This is a genomic window from Ignavibacteriales bacterium (genome assembly GCA_026390575.1).
In the GTDB taxonomy this organism is placed as follows: Bacteria; Bacteroidota; Ignavibacteria; order UBA10030; family UBA10030; genus Fen-1298.
The window spans coordinates 42,703-67,881 of sequence record JAPLFR010000009.1; the positions used below are offsets into that span (position 1 = coordinate 42,703).

Here is a 25,179-nt window from a genome sequence, read left to right on the forward strand (position 1 = left end):
ATGATCAAAATGGCACATATTGCAGTTGTTTTTAATGAGCCGACTATTGCGACAGAGAAAGGGCGGATGTTCATATCTGCAGAAGGACAGGTGGGTGCCCTTGCGACTCATTCGGAAATAGTTAGCACGATGCCAAGTTATTTAGTTGATATGTCGGAAGTTGGCGTAATCGAAGAGCGTGAGCAAGTTGAAAAAGCGCTTCAACATAAAGGATATCGTACTTCTCTCTTTAATATTGATGGCAACATCAAACGTCTTATTAATTTTATAGAAGTGCAAAAACCTGATATTATATTCAATTTATGCGAATCACTGATGGGAGAATCGCTTCACGAGATGCACGTTGCCGGCATTTATGAATTGATGAATATTCCCTACACAGGAGCCGCAACGCTTGCACTAGGGACATGTTTGAATAAGGTCCGCACGAAAGAAATTCTTCAGGCACATGGAATACCGACCGCACGGCACCTCATTTCCGCGAAGGTTGAAGCCTGCCATATCGATGACGCACGTTTACACTTTCCATTTATTGTCAAGCCAATTCACGAAGATGCGAGCATTGGTATTGTGAATTCATCTGTAGTGTATGATATTCAATCGCTTCAGAAGCAGATTGCCTATATTTTAAAAACCTTCAACGAACCGGCGCTTGTGGAGGAATATATTGAAGGAAGAGAATTGAATGTTGCCATCATCGGTAACGAGCAGCCGACATTGCTGCCGATTTCTGAAATTGATTTTTCAAAATTACCGTCTGGCTATCCTAAGATTGTCACCTATAATGCTAAATGGGTTGAGGGTTCGCCGGAATATGATGGTACTGTTGGAACATGCCCGGCACAGCTTGAGCCAAGTGTAGAACAACGCGTGCGGGAAGTTGCATTGCGTGCGTATCAATTAATGGAAATTCGAGATTATGCACGCGTAGATATCCGGCTTGATGCTGCGAATACACCGTACGTTTTAGAAGTGAATCCCAATCCGGATATTTCATGTGATGCTGGTTTTGCCCGTTCAGCCCGCACGGCTGGAATGACTTTTGACGATATGATTGTGAAAATAGTAGAAACCGCACTTGAGCGGTCGCGGCGTTAACGGTATGCCGATTCGAAAGTTTGAAAAAGAAGATATCAAACCACTCGCAGAAATTGTGCGGGCAACCGGTGTGTTTCGTGAAGAAGAAGTTACTGTCGCAGTGGAACTGATGGATATTGCTGCAAACGACAAAGAGCAAAATGATTATTTTCTTTTTTCCTATGTGGATGAAATCGGTACAATCCAGGGATATTATTGCGCAGGGCCTACACCGATGACGCAAAGAACGTATGACTTGTATTGGATCGCCGTACATCCAAGTATGCATAAAAAGCGAATTGGCCATGAATTACTTGAACATTGTGAAGAGCACGTGAAAACGATGGGCGGAAAATTGCTCGTTGTTGAAACGTCATCACAACCGAAGTACGAACCAACTCGACGATTCTATCTTCGGCATCAATATAAAGAAGCGGCGCGGATCAAAGATTATTATGCACAGGATGACGACCTCGTCATCTATTCTAAATACTTCTAAGGAGCAAGAGCATTATTTATGGAACTTTGGCAAGAAATGCTGAGACAAAGCGTTGACAGCGCAAAAGATTTAGTTGAACGCTTTGGATTTGATAAAGAGGCAGCGGAGAAACTCGATAAATTCTTTCATATACGAATCAATCCGTACTACCTGAGTTTGATTCGTTATCCGAACGATCCTATCTGGCGGCAATGTATCCCAGATGCAATCGAGCTTCAGGACGAGAAAGCTCCTGAAGATCCGCTGAATGAAGATGCCGATAGTCCGGTTCCGAGTATTACGCATCGATATCCTGATAGAGCATTATTTCTTATCACCAGCCAGTGTTCTATGTACTGTCGATTCTGCACACGTAAAAGAAAAGTGAGCGATTCGACGAAGATCAACGCAAAATATATTCAGTGGGGATTGGATTATATTGGCGCTCATCCAGAGATACGGGACGTGATTATCTCTGGCGGCGATCCATTGATGGTGACAGACTATGCGTTAGAACGAGTGCTGGCGGGTTTGCGGGAAATTCCCCATGTCGAGATTATCCGCCTTGGCACAAAAATGCCGTGTGTACTGCCGCAGCGCATTACTCCAAAACTGTGCAAAATGTTAAAGAAGTATCATCCGCTGTATGTTAATACGCATTTTAATCATCCTTGGGAATGCACACCGGAGGCTGAACGTGCATGCAATATGCTGGCTGATGTTGGAATCCCTGTCGGCAATCAATCTGTGCTGATGAAAGGCGTAAATGACGATCCAGACGTCATGTTGGAATTGCACCGCAAACTGCTCAAAATGCGCGTACGTCCATATTATATTTACCAAGCCGATCTGACAAAAGGCACGAATCACTTCAGAACACCTGTGCGTGTCGGTCTAGAGATTATGGATAAACTGCGCGGCCACACCTCGGGTCTTGCGATTCCATATTATGTTATTGATGCACCGGGCGGCGGTGGTAAAATACCCCTGCTTCCACAATACGTGCTGGGAAGAAATGGGAAGGATATTATTCTCCGTAATTATAAATATGAAATCTATACATATCCGGATGTGGAAGAAGCACCGATTGAACAGCATCCGGTGGAACATAAGTACTTGAGGAAACGTCAGAATGGAAGACGAAAACCCGTGACAGTTGCCGAAGCACCTACAGGGACGGAGGAACAAGTTCCAGTGGGACAAGTTGGAAAGTGACCGACTGAATTGTACATTAATCCCGTCCCGACGTATCGGGGCGGGATTTTTTATTTATAGCATTCCTGCTGATTGAAATAAATATTCTTAGTTGAAAGGAACATTCAATGATACCATCGAAGGATTATTCCGAGTTGATTCGCGAAATTCAACACGCTTTGCAGGCAGAACGTATAGACGGCTGGCTTCTTTACAATTTTCGCGATTCCAATATATTTGCGACTCGCCTTCTTGCGCTTCCCAAACATATTATGTTCACGCGAAGGTATTTCTATTATATTCCAGCGCACGGTGCACCTAAAAAATTAGTTCATCGGATAGAAGAATGGAATCTGGATGCGCTCCCCGGCGGTAAGAGCATCTATCTCAGCTGGCGTTCGCTGGAAGGAGGACTGAAGGAACTTCTTTCAGGTGCGAAACAAATTGCGATGGAATATTCACCTCGATGCGCGATTCCGTACGTCTCAACTGTTGATGCAGGTACTGTTGAACTTGTCCGAGGTACGGGAGTTGAGATTGTATCCTCGGCGAATCTTATCCAGTACTTTGAAGCCCGGTGGGACGATGAGCAATTGAAGGACAACATGGAGAGTGCAGCGCATCTATATCAGATCGTTGAAGAAACATTTGGATTTATTCGTAAGAATATAAAATCGAATACTGCGATGACAGAATATGATGTTCAGCAGTTTATGTCATCGGAGTTCAAGAAACGCGGGTTAGTAACATCGAGCGATCCGAATTGTTCTGTGAATGCAAATAGCGCAAATCCGCATTACGAACCGACGAAGGAAATTCATTCTCCATTACATAAAGGCGATTATGTGCTATTGGATCTCTGGGCGAAGAAAGATAAGCAGCGGTCGGTGTACGCGGATATCACGTGGATGGGATTTCTTGGAGATACAGTTCCAGATGAATTTGAAAAGATATTCCAAATCGTGAAGGGCGGACGTAATGCAGCGTTGGATTTCGTTCGTTCATCTCTAAAAGCAGGAACGATTATTCATGGGTATGAAGTAGACGATGCTGCGCGCAATTATATCACACAGCATGGGTATGGCGAATATTTTGTACATCGCACAGGACATTCCATAGGAGAGGAAGTGCATGGCAATGGTGCCAACATGGACAATCTTGAAACTCGCGATGAACGCACCATTATCCCTCAGACGTCATTCTCTCTTGAACCTGGAATTTATCTGCGCGACAAGTATGGTATCCGTAGTGAGATTGATGTCTATATCTCGAAAGATCTGGAAGTGATTGTTACCGGCTTATCGATGCAGGAAAAAGTAGTTCCAATTTTACAATAATAAGATCAGTGCACATTAAGACACTATTTAAAAAGTAATTTGAGCTATAGTCGCATTATAAGATACATTTCAAGGAATTTTATGATGCACTTGCTTTCCATAGTAGAAATTCTCATTTTCATCTCAATCTCGGTCTATAGTCAATCATCATCCATAACGATAAAAAATCTGGAACGGCGAAGATGTGAAAGGTTGGGAACTCGTAACCAATTCTGCTGCCAATATAGACTCTGTTTATAAAATTGAATCCGATAGTGTACTTGTTGTCGCTGGCAATCCCATTGGTTATCTTGCAACTATCGATTCATATAATAACTATAAACTCCACTTAGAGTACCGATGGCCGCTTGACGCTGTTAAAAATAGCAACAGCGGTGTGTTTATCCACATTGCGTCCGGGCCGATTGATCGAAATACATGGCCTTTGTGCTTTCAGATTCAGACGAAGATCACGCGTGCTGGCGACTTGCTTCTGATGGCTGGTGCGAAATTCGACGAACCACTATCCACCGTTCCTGAAACCAAGACGATTCTGCTTGAATGCCAGAAACCTGACAGCGAAAGGCCCGTCGGCGAATGGAACATCGTCGGTATCATTTGTTGTGACAGCACCATTGAGTGTTTGATGAACGGCATTGGTCAAAATCATATAACCAATTGCCGGCCGCATGCCGAAAAGATAGGCATCCAGCTCAAAGGAGTTCCATTCGAATTACGCAATATTTGGTTGACACAACTTAACTAAAACGCTCTCGATTCATACTCCCCTTCTCAAAATTCCATAAAAAATCTTGACAAATGGGAATCAATAATGTATATTGGAAACGAAAGAAACGATAATAGTTTCCTTCTGAGATGGACGAAATGCTTGATATTATTATAACATACCAATATATAAATGTTAGGAAACCTGAAATACCTTTATAGTTTCATTTGAGGATATACGACTTATGATAGAGAACAGTGATGAAACAAGAATTATGGAGGCAGCTACCGACAGATTCATGGACGCAGGTCTCTATAAAGTCACGATGGATGAAATTGCATCCGACCTTCGAATGAGCAAAAAAACTGTGTACAAGTTCTTTCCCAGCAAAGAAGTTCTGTTGAAAGCTATTGTTCATTCGATGATGAAGAAGGTTGAGGGGGAAGTACAGGGAATCATTGCATCCGATAAACCTCTTGAAGAAAAACTCACGACACTTATAACGTTTGTAGGGAAGGTGATGCGGAGGTTCTCCCGTCCATTCATGACAGATATTCAACGGTTTGCACCAATGCTGTGGAAAGAGATTGAACTATTCCGTCGCGAACGAGTATTGAGTAAACTACAACAGATGTTTAGACAGGCAAAGAAGGAGGGGGCCTTTCGTGAAGATTTGGATCCGGATCTTTTTTTTCTCGTTTTAAATTCGACAATTCAAGGCATCATGAATCCGCAGGTACTCTCTCAACAGCCATTTTCTGCAGAGGAAGCTTTCAAGGGAATTTTTAGAATTCTTTATGAGGGTGCTCTCACAGATGAGGCACGTAAAAGATTTCAATTGAATAATATTAGTCTATCATCAAATGAATCACCGAGGAACGTATGAAAAATATTATAGCCGTTATATTATGTGCCGGTTTTCTTCTCGGATGCAGTTCGCACGATGGAGAAACCATCTCCGCAACCGGGACGATCGAAGCAACAGAAGTGACTCTGAGCGCGCAGGCGGGTGGCCAGGTCAAACGTATTATTGCAGATGAAGGAGATGTTGTTCGAAGTGGCGACACGCTCCTCATTATTGATAATACAGATTGGGTATATCAACTGGAACAAGCGCGAGGCGGATATGAGATGGCGGAAGCACAATTTCGGCTTGCTATAAAAGGCGCGCGAGAAGAAGATGTCATCCAATCCGAAGCAAACTACAAAAACGCGGAAACTGACCTGAAGCGAATGGAAGAACTTTATCGTGCGAAGAGTGTCTCGGAGAAACAATTAGATGATGCACGGACACGGTTCACCGTAAGTCAGCAGATGTGGGAAAAAATGAAAAATGGTTCTCGACAGGAAGAGATCGATGCAGCTCGTGCCCGCCGCGATCAAACGAAGGCGCAAATGGCATCTCTTCAGAAAAAAGTAAATGATTGCGTCGTTACTGCACAGGTTGGTGGAACTGTAACAAAACGGTTTGTGGAACAAGGAGAACTTGCCAGTACTGGCATGGCGCTTTATCGTGTTTCGGATCTTTCAACGATGGATATTACAATCTATGTGTCAGAATCGAATCTTCCCAAAGTCAAATTGAATCAGAAAGCGATTGTCAATATCGATGCATTTCAAAATAAGGATTATGAAGGCAAGGTAACGTTCATTTCCTCAACAGCGGAATTCACTCCAAAGAATATTCAAACAAAAGAAGAACGAACAAAGTTAGTGTTCAGCGTAAAAGTGAAAGTTCCTAATCCCGATGGCACACTTAAAGCTGGAATTCCGGCAGATGTTACACTGCAAGTAGCACATGAGTAAGGCAAAAAGACATGGCTGATGCCATTATCCTCGATCATGTTGGAAAGATCTTTGGTGCAGGACGTGAAGAACGCGTCGTCGCCGTTGATCATCTCTCACTCAAAATTGAACGGGGGGAAATCTTCAGTTTGGTTGGACCTGATGGTGCAGGGAAGACGACAACAATCCGGATGATGTGCGGTGTGCTTGCGCCAACAGAGGGAACAATTTCGCTGCTAGGATTTGATATCAGAACGCAAAAGGATGAAATTAAAAAACGCATTGGATATCTTTCGCAACGCTTCAGTTTGTATCAGGATTTAACCATTGATGAAAACATCGACTTCTTCGCTGAAATTCATAAAGTAAGAGAGTATAAAGAGAGAAAAGAAGAACTTCTGCAATTCACACGGCTCACCGCGTTCCGGGACCGTCTTGCAGGTCAGCTTTCCGGCGGAATGAAGCAAAAACTTGCGCTCTCATGTACACTGATACACACACCAGAAATTATTTTCTTAGATGAACCAACCACAGGCGTTGATCCGGTTTCGCGTCGCGATTTTTGGAAAATTCTGTCAAGTCTTCTTAAGTCAGGGATTACGATAGTTGTGAGTACGCCGTATCTTGATGAAGCGGAGCGAAGCACACGCGTAGCGTTGATGAATCAAGGCAAGCTTTTAAATTGCGATACACCTGAGGCTGTGAAGTCATCATTCCATTCCGAAGTAGTTGAATTAGTATGTGATAATGTTCGGGTTGCTTCCGATATATTACTGCGATCTTTTTCACGAAAAGATATCCAGTTGTTTGGCGATCGTTTGCACGTTCTGGTTCAAGACGCGAAAAAGAAAGAAAAAGAAATTCTTAAAACATTGAAGAAGGAACATATTGAAGTGCGCAGTTATCGAATTGTTCCGGCATCGTTGGAAGATGTTTTTATTGCAAGTTTACATACTTGATCATGAATGAGGGTGCTATGAAAATGAAATTCTTGATAATATCGTTTGTGTTGATACATCAAGTGTATGCACAGCAGAATGTCCAGCCCATCCGCTTAGCTGATTGTATTGCTCTGGCATTAGGAAAGAATCCATCTCTCCAAATAAGCGGAGCAAAAGTACAGGCGGCGGAAGCACGTTCTTCTGAGGCGGCAACAGCGTTATTGCCGCAGCTTAAACTCAGCGGAAGAGTCGCCGAACTGAGTACAATCGACGCATTCGGATTGACACTTGGGCCGCCGATCAATATGTCCATGGTCCTATTTCCGTCTATCACTGAAAACTATTCTTTGAAGCTTTCGCTACAACAACCGTTGTTCACCGGATTTAAGCTTCAAAAGAATCGTGAGATGGCAGAGCTCAATGCCAGTGCTGTACGCGAAGAATGGACAAAGGATCAAGCAGAGTTAGTTCTGAATGTTATTACAGCATATTGGAATTTCTACCGTGCAATTAAAGTTGAAGAGGTGATCCGACAATCTGTTGAACAAATGTCGGAACATCTGAAAGATGTGACGAACATGTCGCAGCAAGGAATGGCGACCGATGCTGATGTGATGAAAGTGCAGGTACAACTTTCTGATGTGAAGGTGAAACAGCTCGAAGCACGGAATGCGATGAGACTTACCTCGATGGCACTCAATAGTCTGATGAGAAATACTCTTGAGACCGAGATAACGCCAAGTGATACACCTGCAATTTCACAAAATCCAGGCACAACACTACTGAGTGAAAATCTATCTACGCTTCAAACTCTTGCACTTAAACGCCGTCCGGAACTGAAGTCAATGCAATTACGGCGGGATATGAGCAGTGCTGGAGTAACCGCCGCAAAAGGCGGCTGGTATCCGCAAATATTTCTTGCCGCGAACTATGACTATGCCCGGCCGAATCAACGCATCATTCCCCCAAAAGACCAATGGGATGGAACGTGGGATATCGGTGTCAACTTTCAATGGAACATTTGGGATTGGTATGCTACTGGCCATCAGACAGCACAAGCAGAAGCAGTTTTGCGTCAAAGCGAAGCAAGTGTGGTGCAGCTCAACGATGCAGTATCGTTGGATGTCGCTCAGCAATATTTTAATGCGCAGACAGCAAAGGAAAAAGTCGGTGTTGCTTCCGGCGGTATGGAGCAAGCACAGGAATCATTTCGTATGACATCAGAAAAGTATAAACATGGCTTGAGTTCCAATACAGACATGCTTGATGCTGAGACTGCTCTCTTGCAGTCAAGGCTGACGCACACTCAAGCCGTCGTTGATTGCATGCTTGCATTGGCTCGATTGAAAAAAGCGGTAGGAGAAAATCAGTGAAGCTGTGGGTTGGTCACAAAGAACGACTTATTGCAAAAGTACCGTGTGATAGTGATTGTGCTGTCGTTGCCGAAGGGCTGACGAAGAAGTTCGGCAAGTTTGTTGCAGTTGATCATGTGAGCTTCAAAGTGAAGCGGGGAGAGGTATTCGGATTTCTGGGACCGAATGGAGCGGGCAAGTCAACAACAATCCGAATGCTCTGCGGACTATTTTCACCCACAGAAGGATCGGCCAGTGTTGGAGGATTTGATATTGCAACTCAGCCTGACGAAGTGAAATCACGCATTGGATATATGTCGCAGCGATTTTCTTTGTATGAAGATCTCACGGTCGAGCAGAACATTAACTTTTACGGCGGTATCTATGGTCTTGACGGCATGCGGTTAGAAGAACGCAAGCGTTGGGCTATCGAGATGGCTGGATTGAGCGGTAAGGAAACAATGCTGGCGCATGCACTTTCAGGCGGATGGCGGCAGAGATTGGCATTAGGATGTTCCATCCTTCACGAGCCGCCTATTTTATTTCTTGATGAACCAACGGGCGGTGTTGATCCGGTTTCTCGCCGCAATTTTTGGGATTTGATTTACGACTTGTCACACAGCGGCGTCACAGTCTTTGTTACCACGCATTATATGGATGAAGCGGAACATTGCAATACGATAGGTTTGATTTACAACGGAAAACTCATTTCCATCGGATCTCCAACGGAGTTAAAGCACGGCCTTGATCGCTACGCTATTTTTGAAGTTCAGAGCAGTAATCCGGTGGATGCGATGGAACTGTTGCGCAGTCAAACGTGGGTTGCTGAAACATCGATATTTGGCTCAGCATTTCATGTGAGCACGTTGGACGAACCGGACGCGCAGAAAAAGATACGCCGGCTGCTTACAAAAGAACACATGACAGCAGATCGTATCGACCAAATTATCCCGTCTCTCGAAGACGTATTTATCAATAGGATTGCCGAAGAAGATGCACGCAAGTACGGAGCCCTCAATTGAAGATGCCACTTGTATCGCTGAACATTCTTCCAATTGTGCGAAAAGAATTTCGTCAGATCAAACGCGATAAACGCATACTGAGTGTGCTGTTGTTTATTCCGGCATTGATGCTGTTGATGTTTGGTTACGCGCTGAACTTTGATGTTAAACACACTTCGATGGCAGTGTACGACGAAGATCGAACCAGTGTCAGCAGGGAATTTATTGAGCAATTTTTTATTTCAGAATATTTTACCAAAGTTCAAACTCTGGAAAGCAAAGCAGAGATCAACAACCTGCTCGATGGAGAACAGGTTCGTGTTGTGCTGGTCGTTCCTTCCACGTTCACAAAAGATATACAGCGCGGACGCGCTGCCTCTGTGCAGGTGATCGTCGATGGCACAAACTCGAATGCAGCAGCGACTGTCCTCGGATATATCAGTGCCATTATACAACAATACTCTGTGAAAGTGATGACGGAATCTTTCGTCAGAATGGGACGCCAAAATATTACGATGCCAATCGATTTCGAGCCGCGTGTTTGGTACAACCCTGAATTAAAGAGTGCAAAATTCTTAGTGCCGGGATTCATTGCTTTTATCCTCATGGTGACAGCAGTCATTTCAACTGCTTTGGCGATTGTGCGCGAACGCGAGCTCGGAACAATGGAGCAGCTCATGGTTTCGCCTATTAAACCTATTGAATTAATATTGGGCAAGACAATTCCCTACACGATCATTTCCTCGTTTGCCACCATCGCAATTTTGTTTCTTGGTTACATTCTGTTTGATGTCAGTATTAAGGGCAGTATTCTCTTGCTATCGCTCGTGACATTTATATTTCTTGTGGGCAGTTTGGGAATGGGAATATTGATCTCCACACTCGTCGAGACACAGCAGCTTGCGTTTATGATTGCGGTCATTGTTTCTATGCTGCCAACGTTTATTCTTTCCGGATTTGTTTTTCCTATCCGCAACATGCCGATCATTATTCAAGCCATAACATATATATTGCCCGCACGATATTTCTTGGTTGCTCTCCGTGCCATCATCTTGAAAGGCGCCGGCTTAAGCGCTTTCTGGGATCAAGCATTCATGCTCATCATCTATGCTGTTATTATGATCAGCGTCAGTTCGCTGCGCATGCGGAAGATCCTTGCTTAGTTATAAACGATGAAAAATATTCTCCATATCATACGAAAAGAATTTCTTCAATTGCGGCAAGACCGGAAAATGTTTGGCATGAGCTTTGTTGCGCCTGTATTTCAATTAATTATCCTTGGCTATGCCGCGACCTTTGATGTCACTCATATTCCAACGGTTGTCTGTGACTTTGATAACTCGCCGTCCAGCAGAGAGCTTGTACGAAACTTCACCAGCACGGAATATTTCAGAGTAGACGGATATTTTGACAAAACCTCAGAGATTGACAATCAATTAGATGATGGGCATGCATCGATCGCGATCATCATTCCTCGAGGCTTTGAAAAAAAGATTGGTGCCGGTCAATCTGCGCCGCTACAAATTATTGCAGATGGAACAGAGACGAGTACAGCTGGAATTGGTTTGAGTTATGCTTCCATCATTGTGTCACGATACTCGCAAAATATTTTGCTGGAATCGCTGGTCAAGCGAGGTTCGGTGACTATGCCTGCCCGCGTTTCGGCAGAGTTTCGCGTATGGTACAATCCAGAACTTAAGAGCCGTAACTTTATGGTTCCCGGAGTGCTTGGTTTGCTTCTGATGGTGATGACAATGCTCCTCACTTCACTGGCAATCGTCAAAGAAAAAGAGCTTGGCACATTGGAACAGCTTGTTGTTACGCCCATCAAACCCTATCAGCTTATTATTGGCAAGCTTGCACCATTTTTTCTTATTGGAGTCATCGATGTCGTTCTTGTCGTGTTCTTCGCATCGTTGGTTTTTAGTCTGCCCGTAAAAGGCGGAGTACTGCTGCTTCTCTTTCTTAGTCTTATCTTCCTTATGACAACGCTTGGATTGGGATTATTTATTTCGACAATCTCACGCACACAGCAACAGGCAATGATGACCGCAATCTTTTTCTTCATGTTGCCTATGATGTTTTTCTCCGGTTTTGTTTTCCCAATCGAAAACATGCCGTTAATCATCCAATATGTTTCTTACGTTATTCCGCTTCGCTATTATTTTGTTATTGTGCGTGGTTTGTTCTTAAAGGGAGTCGGCATGCGCATCCTGTGGCCGCAAGCACTGGCTCTCTTAGTGTTTGGCAGTGTCATATTAAGCATGAGCGTCATGCGGTTCCAAAAGAAATTGGGATGATGCCATATTCTTGATGAGGTATCTGATTTCAAAACGGTGAGCTTTCCGCTTCGCATCAGAGAAATTATTATGTTCTTTCATCCGATATTGACTACAGTGCGAGAGTTTCGTATTTTTTAGTACACAAAAATAATTGAAGAATTTGGCGGGTACGATTATTGTCAAATATAGTAAGTAAAGAAGATATGACGAAGCTGCGAATTCTCATTGTTGACGATATGCCATCTATGCGCTTATTGATGCAGCAATATCTTCGCAGTTATAAAGCAGTCATCGTTGTCGGGGAGGCAAGCAACGGTGAGGAAGCATTGACGAAAGCTCAAGAATTTCAACCTGATGTTGTAATCTTGGATATGAGTATGCCAGGATTAAGCGGTGTAGAAGTAGCGCGAAGAATTAAATCTTTATCGCTTCATATCTATGTCTATTTATGTTCGGCATATGAATTGAAAGAATTTAGGGAGTTGAATATTGATTCTCCGGCAGATGGGTATATTCAAAAATCAAGTATGAAGCCAGAATTGCAGGCGATGATTCGAAAAGAATTAGAACGAAAAAATATCGTGAAGCCGTAATGCTAATTCAAACCGCAAGCCCCGCCGCAGCATGATGTATCTATACCGCAAGCCCCTCTATCACACTGTGCTGTAGATGTCCCCTTTGTAATAATGCCAGGCAGTGAAATTAACTTTGTAGAGTGAAACGAACCGCAAGCCGGACATTGTATGTCTTCGGTGATCTCTTTTCCTTTATGGTAGACATCGTACAGCGTCCTGCATTCTTTACAGCGATAATCGTAAATTGGCATTATGAGTTGTGCTCTCTCTTGTTATGTCTTAGAAAAAGTTCGAGGTACTATCAGTTGTTTTCGTTGTGTGATCCGTACTGTTACTAAATTGACTTGTCGGAACTAAATCATCTTTATCAAACCGTATGTCCAGCACATCGCGATACAGTCGCATCGAGGCAGTTTTGCACAATTCTTCAAAATTAGTGAATAGTGCAGACACAGGCTTGTCGGATTGGAATATATCTTTCGAAGCTATCTTCTTTCCATGGTCAATACGTTCTTGATCAGACGGATAAATAGTACGTATGGCTGTCTTCCCTTGCGGTGAGTTTAGATTCGGCTTCAAATTACCTTGATCAGATACTTGTCGGTTGATGGAAGATAGAAGAAGTACAAAATCATCCGGCAGGGAATTATCATTTGGATCTCTCTGCGTCTTTAATTGAGAGAACGCCTCAAATGATGCATTCATAAGTGTATGCAGTTTCGTCAAAGACGATTTAAATGATTCGAAACCGGTAAGTGAGATCGCGGATTCATCAGCATCGAATTCAATTTGGCGTACAAAGATTTTACTGATCATATGACCCGCAATCATGAACACAATAAGAATCTTTCGTGATAGCCAAATAAAGAATTTCGCTATACTCAGAGGAATCTGAGCGAGAAATCCGCTTGCAGTCAATGACAGCAAGGTTAGTTTATCATCGATAACATCTTGTTCATAGATCACACGTGCAAACCAGAGATTGATGCCTGTGATAATAGATGAAAGACGCGTTTCTGTTTTTTTTGTGTATTGGCTCAATTCATGCGCTAATACATTAGCAAATTCTGTCATCGTCATTTCCGAAATTATCGGCAGACCGATCGTGAGAGTAAGATCGTCCTCTAAAAAACTAATAATTCCGCGCCGGTAATTTGCCGAAGCATGAATCGAACAATCCACGTCAATGGTATCTGGAATTTTGGATCCGACAGCATGACAAACTTTCTCAATAAAAGCTTGGAATGCTGGCTCATTTTTTCGTGAAAGGGAAATAAAGATCTTTTTTGCACTAGGGCGCGCGATGAGCGGTTTCGCCATAGCCGTGACAAGGAAGATTCCAATAAAGCCTGGAATGAAATATAAAAGAAATCCAACGATGAACGAATAATTATTGATCAAAGAAAAATTGTCTTCAATATGATTGAGTGTGATGTTCAATACGAAAAGGATAAGTACACAATACAGTATGGGAAGGAGAATCATACACGACGCTGCTAACATCTTTCCGATAAGATATAATTTGGAATGTAAGGAAGCCGGTCTGATTGCTTTTTTTGAGCCGCTAATTTTAGAAGAACTCATGTTCAGTGTTGAAGCACGGTCGGTTTTTGAGACAGAAGGGGGTGGTGGTGGTTCTGTGTTAGTACTCATGGGAACCGAAGGTGTTTTCAACATCGGTTCGATGATGCAGAGCGCGCCAGCATTCTTTAACTCGTCGCTATATTCCTGCGCTTTGGCATGATCGATGTTGTGATTCAGCGTAACCATTTTGCCTGTGAAGAGTTTTTCAATTCGCTCGGGTGAAGTTTTGAAAAGCTTTGTGAAGCGCTCTTTCACTTTATCAAGTTCTTGCCCTTCGTCTATCTCACCTTTGAAAAGAACCCGATATTTTTGGCTTTTTTTTTCACCGGCGGGTTTTGTTTGTTCTTCAACACTTGGCGGGTTTTGTTTCAAGAGCGACCGCAAAACATATTGAAGAATGCCGTCATGTTTGTAGTAATCGACTTCGTTGGGTGTGTCAATTCTGCATATCGCGGTGAAATTTTTCTTTGTGCCGTCGTTCGATACTGCCGTCACAGTTATTTTTTTTCGAGGTGTAAGGTCGTCTGCGATTCCTTCGATATCGAACACCTCAAGTCCAGAAAGGCCAAGTGTCTGATAATTCTGTCCTTCTTCGAACTGCAAAGGGAGAACTCCCATCCCGATAAGGTTGCTGCGATGAATGCGCTCAAAGCTCTCTGCGATAACGGCACGAACACCAAGCAATGCGGGACCTTTTGCAGCCCAATCGCGCGACGATCCGGAGCCGTATTCTTTGCCTGCAAGAATGATGAGCGGAGTTCCATCCTTTTTGTATTTCATCGCCGCATCGAAAATCGAAATCGGCTCTTTGGAGGATGGATGAAGTGTAACGCTTCCTTCAACCCCCGGAAGTAGCAAGTTCTTCAAACGGATATTAGCGAATGTTCCACGCATCATAATTTCATGATTGCCTCTGCGCGCCCCGTACTGGTTAAAATCTTTTTTATGTACACCGAGAGACATGAGGAATTCACCTGCAGAACTTTTTTCACTGAACGAACCGGCAGGCGATATATGATCTGTCGTAACGGAATCGCCAAGCACGGCAAGTACGTGTGCATGGTGAATATTCTGCAGTGGTTTTGGCTCGCGCGGAAGATTTTCAAAATATGGCGGCGCTTTGATGTATGTAGAATTTGGTTCCCATGCGTATTGCACACCGAGAGGTACCGGCAAATTCTTCCATTCCGCTTCACCTTCAAATACGTTCGTATATTCCTGCTTGAACATTTCCGATTTCACACTCTCGTGCATGGTTTGTTCAATTTCCAGCGAGGTAGGCCAGATGTCTCTGAGAAAGATCGGCTCGTTATGTTTTCCTACTCCAATTGGATCTATGAGGAAGTCGATATCCATTGTACCGGCAAGTGCATACGCCACAACGAGCGGCGGAGATGCGAGATAATTTGAACGCGTGTTTGGATTCACACGCCCTTCAAAGTTCCTGTTGCCGGAAAGAACTGCCGCTGCCACAAGATCGTTTTCCTGAATTGCTTTCGAAATAGTTTCCGGTAATGGACCGCTGTTGCCAATGCATGTGGTACAACCATACCCTACGATGTGGAATCCAAGAGATTCAAGTGGTTGCATCAAGTTTGCTTCACGCAAATATTCAGTGACGACTTTAGAACCGGGTGCGAAACTTGTTTTTACCCAAGGTTTTGTTTGCAATCCTTTTTCAGTTGCATTCTTTGCAAGAAGTCCGGCAGCGATGAGCACGGATGGATTCGACGTGTTCGTGCAGCTTGTAATTGCTGCGATGACGATAGAACCATGATGTAAGTCGAACTGAGATTCTCCTATTTGAACGGGAACACTTTTAAGAAAATCAGGCTTTACTGAATCATCCGAATAATATGCCCAATTAGCCGCAGTCATCTTGTTGATGGACGTGCCTTTACTTTCTAGTGCTTCAACAAGTGATGAGCGGAATGAAGTCTTCGATTTCGATAACGGAATTCGGTCTTGCGGCCGCTTTGGTCCAGCGATGCTTGGTTCAACAGCAGCGAGATCAAGATCGATGATCTCAGAAAACTCCGGATCCGGAGTTTCTGCCGTGTGGATGAGTTCTTGTTCTTTGAGATACGCTTCTGCGAGAGCGATTTGTTCTTCACTTCGTCCTGTGAAGCGAAGAAAGTTTATTGTTTCAGCATCAACAGGGAAGAAACCCATCGTTGCACCGTACTCAGGAGCCATATTCGCAATCGTCGCCCGATCTGCAAGCGCGAGTGAAGCAAGTCCAGGGCCAAAGAACTCTACAAATTTTCCTACGACGCCTTTCTTTCGCAGCAATTGTGTTACTGTCAGCACAAGATCGGTCGCGGTTGCGCCGGGCTTCAGTTTTCCGCGCAGCTTGAAACCAACGACTTGCGGAATAAGCATAGAAATCGGTTGACCGAGCATTGCAGCTTCTGCTTCGATGCCGCCGACGCCCCAGCCAAGAACGCCAAGCCCATTGATCATTGTCGTGTGAGAATCGGTACCGACAACGGTGTCAGGATATGCAAAGGTTTCGTTGTCGTTCAGTGAAGTAAAGACGACCTGTGCAAGATATTCAAGATTAATTTGATGAACGATGCCGGTATCCGGCGGAACGACACGGAAATTTTTGAATGCTTGTTGCCCCCAGCGAAGGAAGGCATACCGTTCTCGGTTTCGTTCAAACTCTAATGTTGCATTATTTCTGAAGGCGGTCGAAGTTCCGTACTCATCTACCTGTACCGAATGGTCGATGACGAGATCCACCGGTTGCATCGGATTGATTTTGTTTGGATCGCCGCCCATCTTGATCATTGCATCTCTCATGACGGCAAGGTCAACGATGCAAGGTACGCCGGTAAAATCCTGCAGAAGAACGCGTGCAGGCATGAAAGCAATTTCTGTATTTGGCTTTGCAGCTGCATTCCAACGAACCAGTCCTTCAATATCTTCTTTTCGGACAACTCTTCCATCTTCGCGGCGCAGCAGATTTTCTAGTAAAATTCGCAGGGAAAATGGCAGGTGCGAAAGTTGTACATCCATGGAGTCTTGCAATGCAGAAAGGGAATAGATGGTTATTTCTTTCCCGCCAACTTGGAGAATTCTTTTTGTTTGGAATGAATCAATACTCTTCATCAAAGGTGTATATCCAGATGTAATACGGTTTCTATGTTCCTCTAATATAAAAAAAATAACCGGAAATGGCTCTGTTTTTTAAATTTTTACTTGTACATTCATTTCAATAATGAAAAGATTACTACCTTCAATTCTCATAATTATTAACATTTTCATCCAGCAAATAATTGCACAAACAAAGCTGGATTCCGTAATATCTTTGCGCCAGCGTGGAATTCAGTTGTATGTGCAAGGTGATTATCGTGGTGCGGCGTTGACATTCAAGACCTGCCTCTCTGATTCGACAAAGGATACACTTGCGAATTATTATTCGGGTTTATGTGCATACCAACTGGGAGATTATCCGCTCGCGCAGGCAAACTTTTCTATTACGATTCATAACGACAGCCTGTCGAAATCTTCCTATTTCCAGCGCGGTCGTGTTCATGCGAGCATGGGATTATTTCCTGCAGCCATCAACGATTATGAAAATGCAATTTGCAGGGATTCTACATTTCGACCGGCTCGCATCGAGCTCCTAAAAACATTGTGTCTCCTTCAACGATATGATACTGCTGTTGCTCTTGCAGATACAAATTCAATTGATGAATTGGTCACAGTTGGGCGCGGACTCGTGGCAGCAATGAAACATCAAGCGGCGGTGCTAATAGCACACAGGGCAACCAAGCTTGATTATAATAGCTATGCTGCGCAAATGCTCCTTGGCGATACTTATTTCGGAATGGATGATTTCAAAGACGCTCTTGGTGTGTATGCGGGATTGTTGTATTATTATAAGGATGCTGTTTCGGCAGTTCGGAAACTCGCAATTTGCTTCAGTCAGCGCAAAACAAAGGAAGATTATTCTATCGCTATCCGTTTCATGCAAAAATATTTTGATCTCTCAAGTGATTATAATGCATCGGATTTAGGACGTATCGGTAGCTGGTTTTATGCGAGAAACGAATATGACTCGGCACTTGCTTATTTCGATCATGCTGTACGGCTTGACTCTTTAAATCCTGTACCTCATTACAATTTAGGTTCAACGCTTCTCAAAAAAGATAGTTTGGATGCAGCAAGAAACGAGTTGAATACGGCGTATATCCTTTCAAAAAGTTCTTTAGACCTGAGTGCTTCAGTATTGACATCTCTTGGCGGCATCTATTATAAACAGCGATCGTTGTTTAGTGCTATCAATGCATATAAACAGGCGATTGATTTGTCATCGGCAAATGCTCAGGCGATGTACGGATTAGCACTGTGTTATGATTTATCACCGGGATGGCAGGAAAATGCATTACAGTGGTACAATAAAATTTCTGCAGAATACATCCGGGAATGATGAGCAACTTGTGATTTATGCAAAGAAACGAGTTCAAGAATTAACAAAACAGATCAAAGATGAAAAACAGAAAAAATGATAAAGCAATAATTATTTCATCACTCATCTTTTAGGAAGGAATCATTATGAAACATGTACTCTTTGTTGTTGCCTTACTAAGTATTATGAGTTGTACATTGTTCTGCCAGACTATAATTTCAGGAAGAGTGACCGGCTATGATGGCAAGCCGATGATCAAAGCGAATGTTCAAATTAAAAAACCACTTACGAGAAATTCTATTGCGGAAACAACAGTAGCAAATGATGGTAACTACAGCTTGACGACGCTTGACTCTGGAATCGTGCTCGTTACGTATACTGGCGTAAATCATAAGTTATACGATGTTGCACTCTATATAGAGAAGCCTTCCTCGATTAAGCTCGATGTCCAATTAAGTACATACGATTATTTCGATACTATTTCTTCGGTGAACATTATTGGAGATTTCAATAATTTCAACTTCGGAACCGCTCAATTAATGACGAAACAAGACGATGGTACTTTTATATCTGAGTTTGAAACTAAAGCCGATACGTTCAAATATCAAATTCTGGGGGTCGAGACGACTGGTAAAAGCATCAATGGCACTCAATCAGATGGATTTAAACGTGATCCCGATGGTGATTATCGTTCCTTAGTGTATCCAAAAGATGGAAAAGTGAAAATAATTTTTAAACCAGCCAAACTTGTGCGTTCGAATACAAATGCGCAGGCACAATTTCTTGGAGATGATTCACTCAACAGTAGATTCTCATCTATCTATGATGAGATGATGAAAAGGGAATACGCATATAGAAATGCTGCCCGCGCATTCGAGAAAACGGGTAGAGATCGGAAAGATTTTCAATTTGATTGGTCGGCAGATAAATCTTATCTCACATCAAATGTCATGCAGGAGAAAGTGCCGATTCTAAAACAACTCTATATTTTGAGTTATCTGAATTTAAGCATGTTTCGTGTTCCTGATTTGGATTCTAACATTACCAACCTCGTTTTTTCAAATATCTTGCCAACCTCTCCGCTATGGTCTTTGAGTCCATTTTCCATTTACGCGACTTCTCCATCTGGACATGCAACGAGAACGGATAATTACATTCAAGAAATGGAGGAAAAGAATCCCGATATCAATGTAAGAGCTAATTTTGTCATGAACCGAATGATGATGGCGCAATACAGTCACAAAACCGAAGAATATTTCAAACTCTATGATAAGATGGTCACAGAATTTAAAGATACAGATGTTGGTAAAATGACAAAGGAACGATTTTCTCGCGAACTGAAATTGAAAACAGGAACGCCTGTTCCAGACTTCTCATTCGTTTCTATGGACGATCCAAAGATTGTACACACAAATAAAACCCTTTTAGGGCGAGTGTACTTACTTGACTTTTGGTCGACTTGGTGCGGAGGATGTGTGGCAGAAATGGAGAATCTTCATAAAACATATGAAAAATTTAAACCGGTGGGATTTGAAATACTTAGTCTCTCTTTTGATGGAAAGCTGGAAGATGTTATTAAATTCCGGAAGAACAAATGGAAAATGCCTTGGTTCAATTCGCTAATAGAAAAAGGGTTTGATAACGATATAGTAAAACAGTTTGATATCATAGGCGTTCCAACACCCGTTTTAGTTGATAAGACCGGAAAAATTCTTGCGCTTAACGAGGATTTGCGCGGCGAGAAATTAGAAAAAATGTTGGATAAGGTTTTTGCTCAGTAGTGTTCGTATAAAGAATATTTCTCTATTCCATATCAGTTGAATAACAGGTCACTTCTCACTATATTTTCTAAGAGATCTTTAGAAAAGGAGAATCTACAAGGAATTGCCCAAACGGACTGATATTCATTCCATCCTCATTATTGGTTCCGGACCTATTGTAATCGGACAGGCGTGCGAGTTCGATTATTCCGGAACCCAAGCCTGTCGTGTTCTTCGCCAAGAAGGGTATCGTGTTATTCTCGTCAACAGTAATCCTGCAACGATTATGACTGACCCTGAATTTGCCGATGCCACGTATATTGAACCCATTACACCGGAATTTGTTGAAAAAATAATTGAACGTGAAAGACCGGATGTTATCCTGCCGACCATGGGCGGACAAACAGCCCTCAACACTGCAGTGTCGCTTGCAGAAAACGGAGTGTTGAAAAAATACAACGTCGAATTAATTGGTGCGAAACTTGAAGCCATTAAAATGGCAGAAGACCGTGAATTATTTCGCGCTGCAATGGATCGAGCTGGACTTCAAAGTGCGCGCGGTGGATTCGTACATTCATTTGAAGAAGCGCTCATAATAGCAAACCAAATTGGTTTTCCACTTATCATACGTCCTTCATTCACGTTGGGAGGTACGGGCGGCGGCACAGCATACAATATCGAAGAATTCCAGACCAAAGTTGTCCACGGTCTGACCAGCAGTCCTATCCATCAGGTTCTCATTGAAGAATCGGTGATTGGCTGGAAAGAATATGAATTAGAAGTGATGCGTGACCTGAAGGATAACGTTGTTGTCATTTGTTCGATTGAGAACTTCGATCCGATGGGCGTGCACACCGGTGATTCGATCACTGTGGCGCCTGCACAAACTCTTACGGACAAAGAATATCAGCAGTTGCGGGATGCATCGATCAAAGTTATTCGCGAGATTGGTGTTGAAACGGGCGGTTCGAATATTCAATTTGCTGTCAATCCAAATAATGGACAAGTGCTCGTGATTGAAATGAATCCCCGGGTATCGCGTTCATCTGCACTCGCTTCAAAAGCCACCGGTTTTCCGATTGCAAAAATTGCGGCATTGCTTGCCGTCGGTTACACGCTCGATGAAATTCCCAACGATATTACAAAGCTGACTCCAGCTTCTTTTGAACCGACGATTGATTACTGCGTCGTGAAAATTCCACGATGGGACTTTGAAAAATTCAAAGGTGTGGATGACACGCTTGGTGTGCAGATGAAATCGGTCGGCGAAGCAATGTCCATTGGACGTACCTTCAAAGAAGCACTGCAAAAAGCGCTCCGTTCGCTGGAACAGGGACGTTCCGGTCTCGGTGCAGATGGAAAAGATGTTGTGAATATTCGCGAGTTATCGGATACGGAAAAGATTGAATGGAAGCGAAAAGTCTTAGATCGGATCAAAACGCCGCGCCCGCACAATATTTTCTTCCTTCGTTATGGTTTCCAGCTCGGATTGACGATAGACGAACTCTTCCAGGCATCCAGCATTGATCCATGGTTCCTGTACAACATCAAACAAATTGTGGCAATGGAAGAAGAGCTGTATTCCTTTAGAATATAAATGACTCTTCATAAAAGGATTATTGTATGAAAATAGTAAGTATCTGTATCCCGGTTTTATTATTTTTGCTTGCATTATCAAAGACTGCACATGCGCAAGTTACTTTTCCACAGGACAAAGACCAATTGTTGAAGGGTGAAGCAGCTGGACAAACATTGGTGGCGGAGATCAATGGTTTTCCCGCCCCACAAAAAATAATTTCTTATAAAGATCAGCTTGGATTATCAAAAGACCAACAAAAGAAAATCAACGAGATGTTGACGAACCTGCCGATCTCAGCGACTATCAAGGGACAGGATATTGTCGAGGCGGAGGAAGAACTCAACAAACTTTTTGAATCAGGTACAATCAATGAAAAAATATTACGGGCTAAACTGGAACGAATCGGCAAAATGCGGGCTGAGTTGCGCTTTATGCACTTGCAGGTATCTTTAAAGGAAAAACAAATCTTATCCGCCAAACAATGGGAACGACTAAAGGAATTACAGGCAAGTGAAGTCAAGTAAAGCAAAGAATGAAGTGCCGGTGAAAGTCACCCCGGACATTATGCGAAAAGCAAAAGAGTACGGGTTCTCCGATCGCCAGTTGTCAGAAATCTGGGGAATGAATGAGGCAGCCGTACGGATGATGCGGAAGAAAATGGACGTGATACCTGTCTATAAGACAGTGGATACGTGCGCAGCGGAATTTGCGGCATCGACCCCGTACCACTACTCAACCTATGAGCGGGAAAATGAATCTCTACGAAGCACGAAGAAAAAAGTAATCATTCTCGGCGGCGGTCCGAATCGCATCGGACAAGGAATTGAATTTGATTATTGTTGTGTGCACGGCGTCATGGCTCTTCGCGAAGAGGGGTTCGAAACTATCATGGTCAATTGTAATCCGGAGACCGTCTCAACTGATTATGACACGACCGATAAATTATATTTTGAACCGTTGACGCTCGAAGACGTACTCAACATTTGCGATCAAGAACAACCGGACGGCGTTATCGTTGCATTCGGCGGGCAGACACCGTTGAAGATTGCGAAGGCATTAGATGAGAACGGCGTGAAAATTCTCGGCACATCACCGGAAGGAATTGATCTTGCTGAAGACCGCGAGAGATTCGGCGCACTCCTTCGGCGAAATAACATTCAACATCCCAAATACGGCACAGCGTATACGGTCAACAATGCAGTCCTCGTTGCCGATCAAATTAGTTTTCCTGTGCTTGTACGTCCATCCTATGTACTTGGAGGACGTGCAATGGAGGTTTGCTATACAAAGGATGCATTGCGAGAATATATGAGGAAGGCTGTCGATGTTTCACCCGACCATCCTGTGCTCATCGACCGCTTTCTTGAAGATGCATTTGAATACGATGTTGATTGCGTGTGCGACGGCAAAGACGTCATGATCGGCGGCGTGATGCAGCATATCGAGGAAGCAGGTATCCATTCGGGTGATAGCGCGTGTGTCCTTCCGCCGTATATGATGTCGGAAAAGATCCTGAATGAAATTATGGCGACCACCGTGAAGTTAGCAAAGGCGCTCAAAGTAGTAGGATTAATGAATGTGCAGTTTGCGTCGAAAGATGATGTCGTGTATGTCTTGGAAGTCAATCCTCGTGCATCCCGCACGGTACCTTTTGTGAGTAAAGCAACTGGATTACCGCTTGCAAAGATTGCTGCAAAAGTGATGGTAGGAAGAACATTGGAAGAACTTGGCTGCAAAGATTTCGATTTCCGAAAAATAAAACATATTTCTGTGAAGGAGGCCGTATTTCCGTTTGCAAAATTTCCAAAGACGCGAGTATTTCTAGGTCCAGAGATGCGCTCTACCGGTGAGGTGATGGGAATTTCCGATAGCTTCGGTGCATCAATTGCTAAATCACAGATTGCGGCAAGCAACGCATTGCCGAATGAAGGAACAGTATTCTTTAGCGTGAACGATAACGATAAAACTGAAATGACATTGAATATTGCACGCGAGCTACGAACACTGGGATTTTCTTTTATTGCGACGGAAGGGACAGCAGGCTTTTTTACTTCAAACAGCATTCCATGCGAACAGGTTTTCAAAGTGAACGAAAGTCGGCCAAATTCTGTGGATCTGATTAAAAACGGAAAGATACAGCTTGTCATCAACACACCGCTTGGCGAAACTTCCCGCTACGACGAATACGCCATTGGCTGGGCAGCATTGGAAAATAAAGTTGCCTTTATTACCACGCTTTCTGCCGCTGCGACAGCGGTGAAGGCAATCCAGAAACAAAAGGAAGGCGGGCTGACTGTCAAGAGCATACAGGAGTATCTCAAGGAGGGCGCTTCGAAGTACTAGCGTGAACGAAAAAGTGAAAAGAAGGGTAGCCATTCTATAATTTATTTTTATATTAGAAAGTGGATTGAGTAACGTCTTTTCCCGAGTACGAAGCGAAATAAATACTCTTACTGCATCGTGAAGTATGATATGAATCGCATAAAAAATCGTTACAATATTTTGCGTATCGTTCTCATCCTGTTTATTGTTTCTTTCCCAATCCACTCTTCGGGACAACTCGCTCGGTATCACCGCAAAGTGGATAAATCAACTATTCTTTTTCTATTTCAGAATCAATTATTCAAATCAAACAATTGCAGTAACCATACAATACAGGAGGATGCACTATGGCATACACGTATGACGAATTGAACAAGATGACCGTAAGCGAACTGCGCAAGATTGCCGATGGTATCGATCATGAAGCAGTCCATGGGCATATTACAATGCATAAAGAAAAGCTCGTGCCTGCACTCTGCAAAGCGCTCGGTATCGAAAGCCACGCGCATCATCAGGCTAAGATATCTGGGAAGAGTTCGATGAAGTTGGAGATCCGGAGTTGGAAGAAGAAACGCTCTGATGCAGTCGCAAAGAAAGACTATGCTCAGTTGAAAGATATCCGCCAGCACATTCACGACTTAAAAGTGAAGTTACGAGCATCAATTGAATAAGGATCGTAACTGATTTTATTCTACAGGAGCGGAAAGCACAACTCGATTCAGTATCGCTTTGGGATGAGAAAGTGGACAACTTTCTCTAAAACTATACTTCTGTACTCCAGGTTATTGA

General features: G+C 43.3%; 19 protein-coding genes and 1 pseudogene. 19 read left to right on the forward strand and 1 reads right to left on the reverse strand.

The genetic code is table 11. The annotated features are described in order from the left end of the window. The first annotated feature begins 9 nt into the window (after positions 1-9). From NTX44_08675 to NTX44_08735, 13 genes are all read left to right on the forward strand, one after another. A complete protein-coding gene (locus NTX44_08675; protein ID MCX6121679.1) occupies positions 10-1,098 on the forward strand; it encodes an ATP-grasp domain-containing protein in 1,089 nt (362 codons plus the stop codon). Between the two features lie 4 nt (positions 1,099-1,102). Next, entirely contained in the window at positions 1,103-1,576 is a 474-nt protein-coding gene (locus NTX44_08680; protein MCX6121680.1) for a GNAT family N-acetyltransferase, read from the forward strand. Between the two features lie 18 nt (positions 1,577-1,594). Next, positions 1,595-2,770, forward strand: a complete 1,176-nt coding sequence (locus NTX44_08685) for a KamA family radical SAM protein (GenBank protein MCX6121681.1) — start codon at positions 1,595-1,597, stop codon at positions 2,768-2,770. A 107-nt stretch (positions 2,771-2,877) separates the two neighbouring features. Continuing rightward, positions 2,878-4,086 (forward strand): Xaa-Pro peptidase family protein, encoded by a 1,209-nt coding sequence (locus tag NTX44_08690; GenBank protein ID MCX6121682.1) that lies wholly within the window; start codon positions 2,878-2,880, stop codon positions 4,084-4,086. Positions 4,087-4,252: 166 nt separating this feature from the next. Further along, positions 4,253-4,831: a DUF1080 domain-containing protein gene (locus NTX44_08695; protein ID MCX6121683.1), complete on the forward strand. Its 579-nt coding sequence runs from the start codon at positions 4,253-4,255 to the stop codon at positions 4,829-4,831. Between the two features lie 205 nt (positions 4,832-5,036). After that, positions 5,037-5,678: a TetR/AcrR family transcriptional regulator gene (locus NTX44_08700; protein MCX6121684.1), complete on the forward strand. Its 642-nt coding sequence runs from the start codon at positions 5,037-5,039 to the stop codon at positions 5,676-5,678. After that, positions 5,675-6,598, forward strand: coding sequence for an efflux RND transporter periplasmic adaptor subunit (locus NTX44_08705; GenBank protein ID MCX6121685.1), 924 nt, complete (start codon positions 5,675-5,677; stop codon positions 6,596-6,598). Before NTX44_08700 ends, NTX44_08705 begins: the two co-directional genes overlap by 4 nt. Before the next feature lie 11 nt (positions 6,599-6,609). After that, entirely contained in the window at positions 6,610-7,536 is a 927-nt protein-coding gene (locus tag NTX44_08710; GenBank protein MCX6121686.1) for an ABC transporter ATP-binding protein, read from the forward strand. Positions 7,537-7,553: 17 nt separating this feature from the next. After that, on the forward strand, positions 7,554-8,891 hold the full coding sequence (locus tag NTX44_08715; protein ID MCX6121687.1) for a TolC family protein: 1,338 nt from the start codon (positions 7,554-7,556) through the stop codon (positions 8,889-8,891). After that, entirely contained in the window at positions 8,888-9,892 is a 1,005-nt protein-coding gene (locus tag NTX44_08720) for an ABC transporter ATP-binding protein (GenBank protein MCX6121688.1), read from the forward strand. Before NTX44_08715 ends, NTX44_08720 begins: the two co-directional genes overlap by 4 nt. Before the next feature lie 2 nt (positions 9,893-9,894). After that, positions 9,895-11,034, forward strand: coding sequence for an ABC transporter permease (locus NTX44_08725; protein ID MCX6121689.1), 1,140 nt, complete (start codon positions 9,895-9,897; stop codon positions 11,032-11,034). Positions 11,035-11,043: 9 nt separating this feature from the next. Further along, positions 11,044-12,171: an ABC transporter permease gene (locus tag NTX44_08730; GenBank protein MCX6121690.1), complete on the forward strand. Its 1,128-nt coding sequence runs from the start codon at positions 11,044-11,046 to the stop codon at positions 12,169-12,171. Positions 12,172-12,356: 185 nt separating this feature from the next. After that, positions 12,357-12,746, forward strand: coding sequence for a response regulator transcription factor (locus NTX44_08735; GenBank protein MCX6121691.1), 390 nt, complete (start codon positions 12,357-12,359; stop codon positions 12,744-12,746). A 1,932-nt stretch (positions 12,747-14,678) separates the two neighbouring features. Here the strand turns inward: NTX44_08735 and acnA are convergent. Beyond that, positions 14,679-17,426, reverse strand: a pseudogene (acnA, locus tag NTX44_08740) (aconitate hydratase AcnA). A gap of 109 nt (positions 17,427-17,535) precedes the next feature. Here acnA and NTX44_08745 point away from each other — a divergent pair. The 6 genes from NTX44_08745 to NTX44_08770 all read left to right on the forward strand — a co-directional run bounded on the left by NTX44_08745 (position 17,536) and on the right by NTX44_08770 (position 25,061). Then, entirely contained in the window at positions 17,536-18,750 is a 1,215-nt protein-coding gene (locus tag NTX44_08745) for a tetratricopeptide repeat protein (GenBank protein MCX6121692.1), read from the forward strand. A gap of 125 nt (positions 18,751-18,875) precedes the next feature. Further along, on the forward strand, positions 18,876-20,510 hold the full coding sequence (locus NTX44_08750; protein MCX6121693.1) for a thioredoxin-like domain-containing protein: 1,635 nt from the start codon (positions 18,876-18,878) through the stop codon (positions 20,508-20,510). Positions 20,511-20,613: 103 nt separating this feature from the next. After that, the gene (carB, locus tag NTX44_08755) at positions 20,614-22,086 is read left to right on the forward strand and encodes a carbamoyl-phosphate synthase large subunit (GenBank protein ID MCX6121694.1); all 1,473 of its coding nucleotides are present in this window, start codon (positions 20,614-20,616) and stop codon (positions 22,084-22,086) included. Positions 22,087-22,112: 26 nt separating this feature from the next. Continuing rightward, a complete protein-coding gene (locus tag NTX44_08760) occupies positions 22,113-22,592 on the forward strand; it encodes a hypothetical protein (protein ID MCX6121695.1) in 480 nt (159 codons plus the stop codon). Continuing rightward, positions 22,579-24,411, forward strand: coding sequence for a carbamoyl-phosphate synthase large subunit (gene carB, locus NTX44_08765; GenBank protein ID MCX6121696.1), 1,833 nt, complete (start codon positions 22,579-22,581; stop codon positions 24,409-24,411). The genes NTX44_08760 and carB (NTX44_08765) overlap by 14 nt, the downstream gene beginning before the upstream one ends. Positions 24,412-24,737: 326 nt before the next feature. After that, complete coding sequence (locus tag NTX44_08770; protein MCX6121697.1) at positions 24,738-25,061, forward strand: hypothetical protein; 324 nt, start codon at positions 24,738-24,740, stop codon at positions 25,059-25,061. The last annotated feature ends 118 nt before the right edge of the window (positions 25,062-25,179 follow it).

Bases quoted from the DNA above. Each gene is read 5' to 3' on its own strand.
- NTX44_08680 (MCX6121680.1), top strand. From the start codon at position 1,103: ATGCCGATTCGAAAGTTTGAAAAAGAAGATATCAAACCACTCGCAGAA.
- NTX44_08685 (MCX6121681.1), top strand. From the start codon at position 1,595: ATGGAACTTTGGCAAGAAATGCTGAGACAAAGCGTTGACAGCGCAAAA.
- NTX44_08750 (MCX6121693.1), top strand. From the start codon at position 18,876: ATGAAACATGTACTCTTTGTTGTTGCCTTACTAAGTATTATGAGTTGT.
- NTX44_08760 (MCX6121695.1), top strand. From the start codon at position 22,113: ATGAAAATAGTAAGTATCTGTATCCCGGTTTTATTATTTTTGCTTGCA.
- NTX44_08690 (MCX6121682.1), top strand. From the start codon at position 2,878: ATGATACCATCGAAGGATTATTCCGAGTTGATTCGCGAAATTCAACAC.
- NTX44_08710 (MCX6121686.1), top strand. From the start codon at position 6,610: ATGGCTGATGCCATTATCCTCGATCATGTTGGAAAGATCTTTGGTGCA.
- NTX44_08730 (MCX6121690.1), top strand. From the start codon at position 11,044: ATGAAAAATATTCTCCATATCATACGAAAAGAATTTCTTCAATTGCGG.
- NTX44_08735 (MCX6121691.1), top strand. From the start codon at position 12,357: ATGACGAAGCTGCGAATTCTCATTGTTGACGATATGCCATCTATGCGC.
- NTX44_08770 (MCX6121697.1), top strand. From the start codon at position 24,738: ATGGCATACACGTATGACGAATTGAACAAGATGACCGTAAGCGAACTG.
- NTX44_08705 (MCX6121685.1), top strand. From the start codon at position 5,675: ATGAAAAATATTATAGCCGTTATATTATGTGCCGGTTTTCTTCTCGGA.
- NTX44_08700 (MCX6121684.1), top strand. From the start codon at position 5,037: ATGATAGAGAACAGTGATGAAACAAGAATTATGGAGGCAGCTACCGAC.
- NTX44_08745 (MCX6121692.1), top strand. From the start codon at position 17,536: ATGAAAAGATTACTACCTTCAATTCTCATAATTATTAACATTTTCATC.
- NTX44_08715 (MCX6121687.1), top strand. From the start codon at position 7,554: ATGAAAATGAAATTCTTGATAATATCGTTTGTGTTGATACATCAAGTG.
- NTX44_08675 (MCX6121679.1), top strand. From the start codon at position 10: ATGGCACATATTGCAGTTGTTTTTAATGAGCCGACTATTGCGACAGAG.
- NTX44_08725 (MCX6121689.1), top strand. From the start codon at position 9,895: ATGCCACTTGTATCGCTGAACATTCTTCCAATTGTGCGAAAAGAATTT.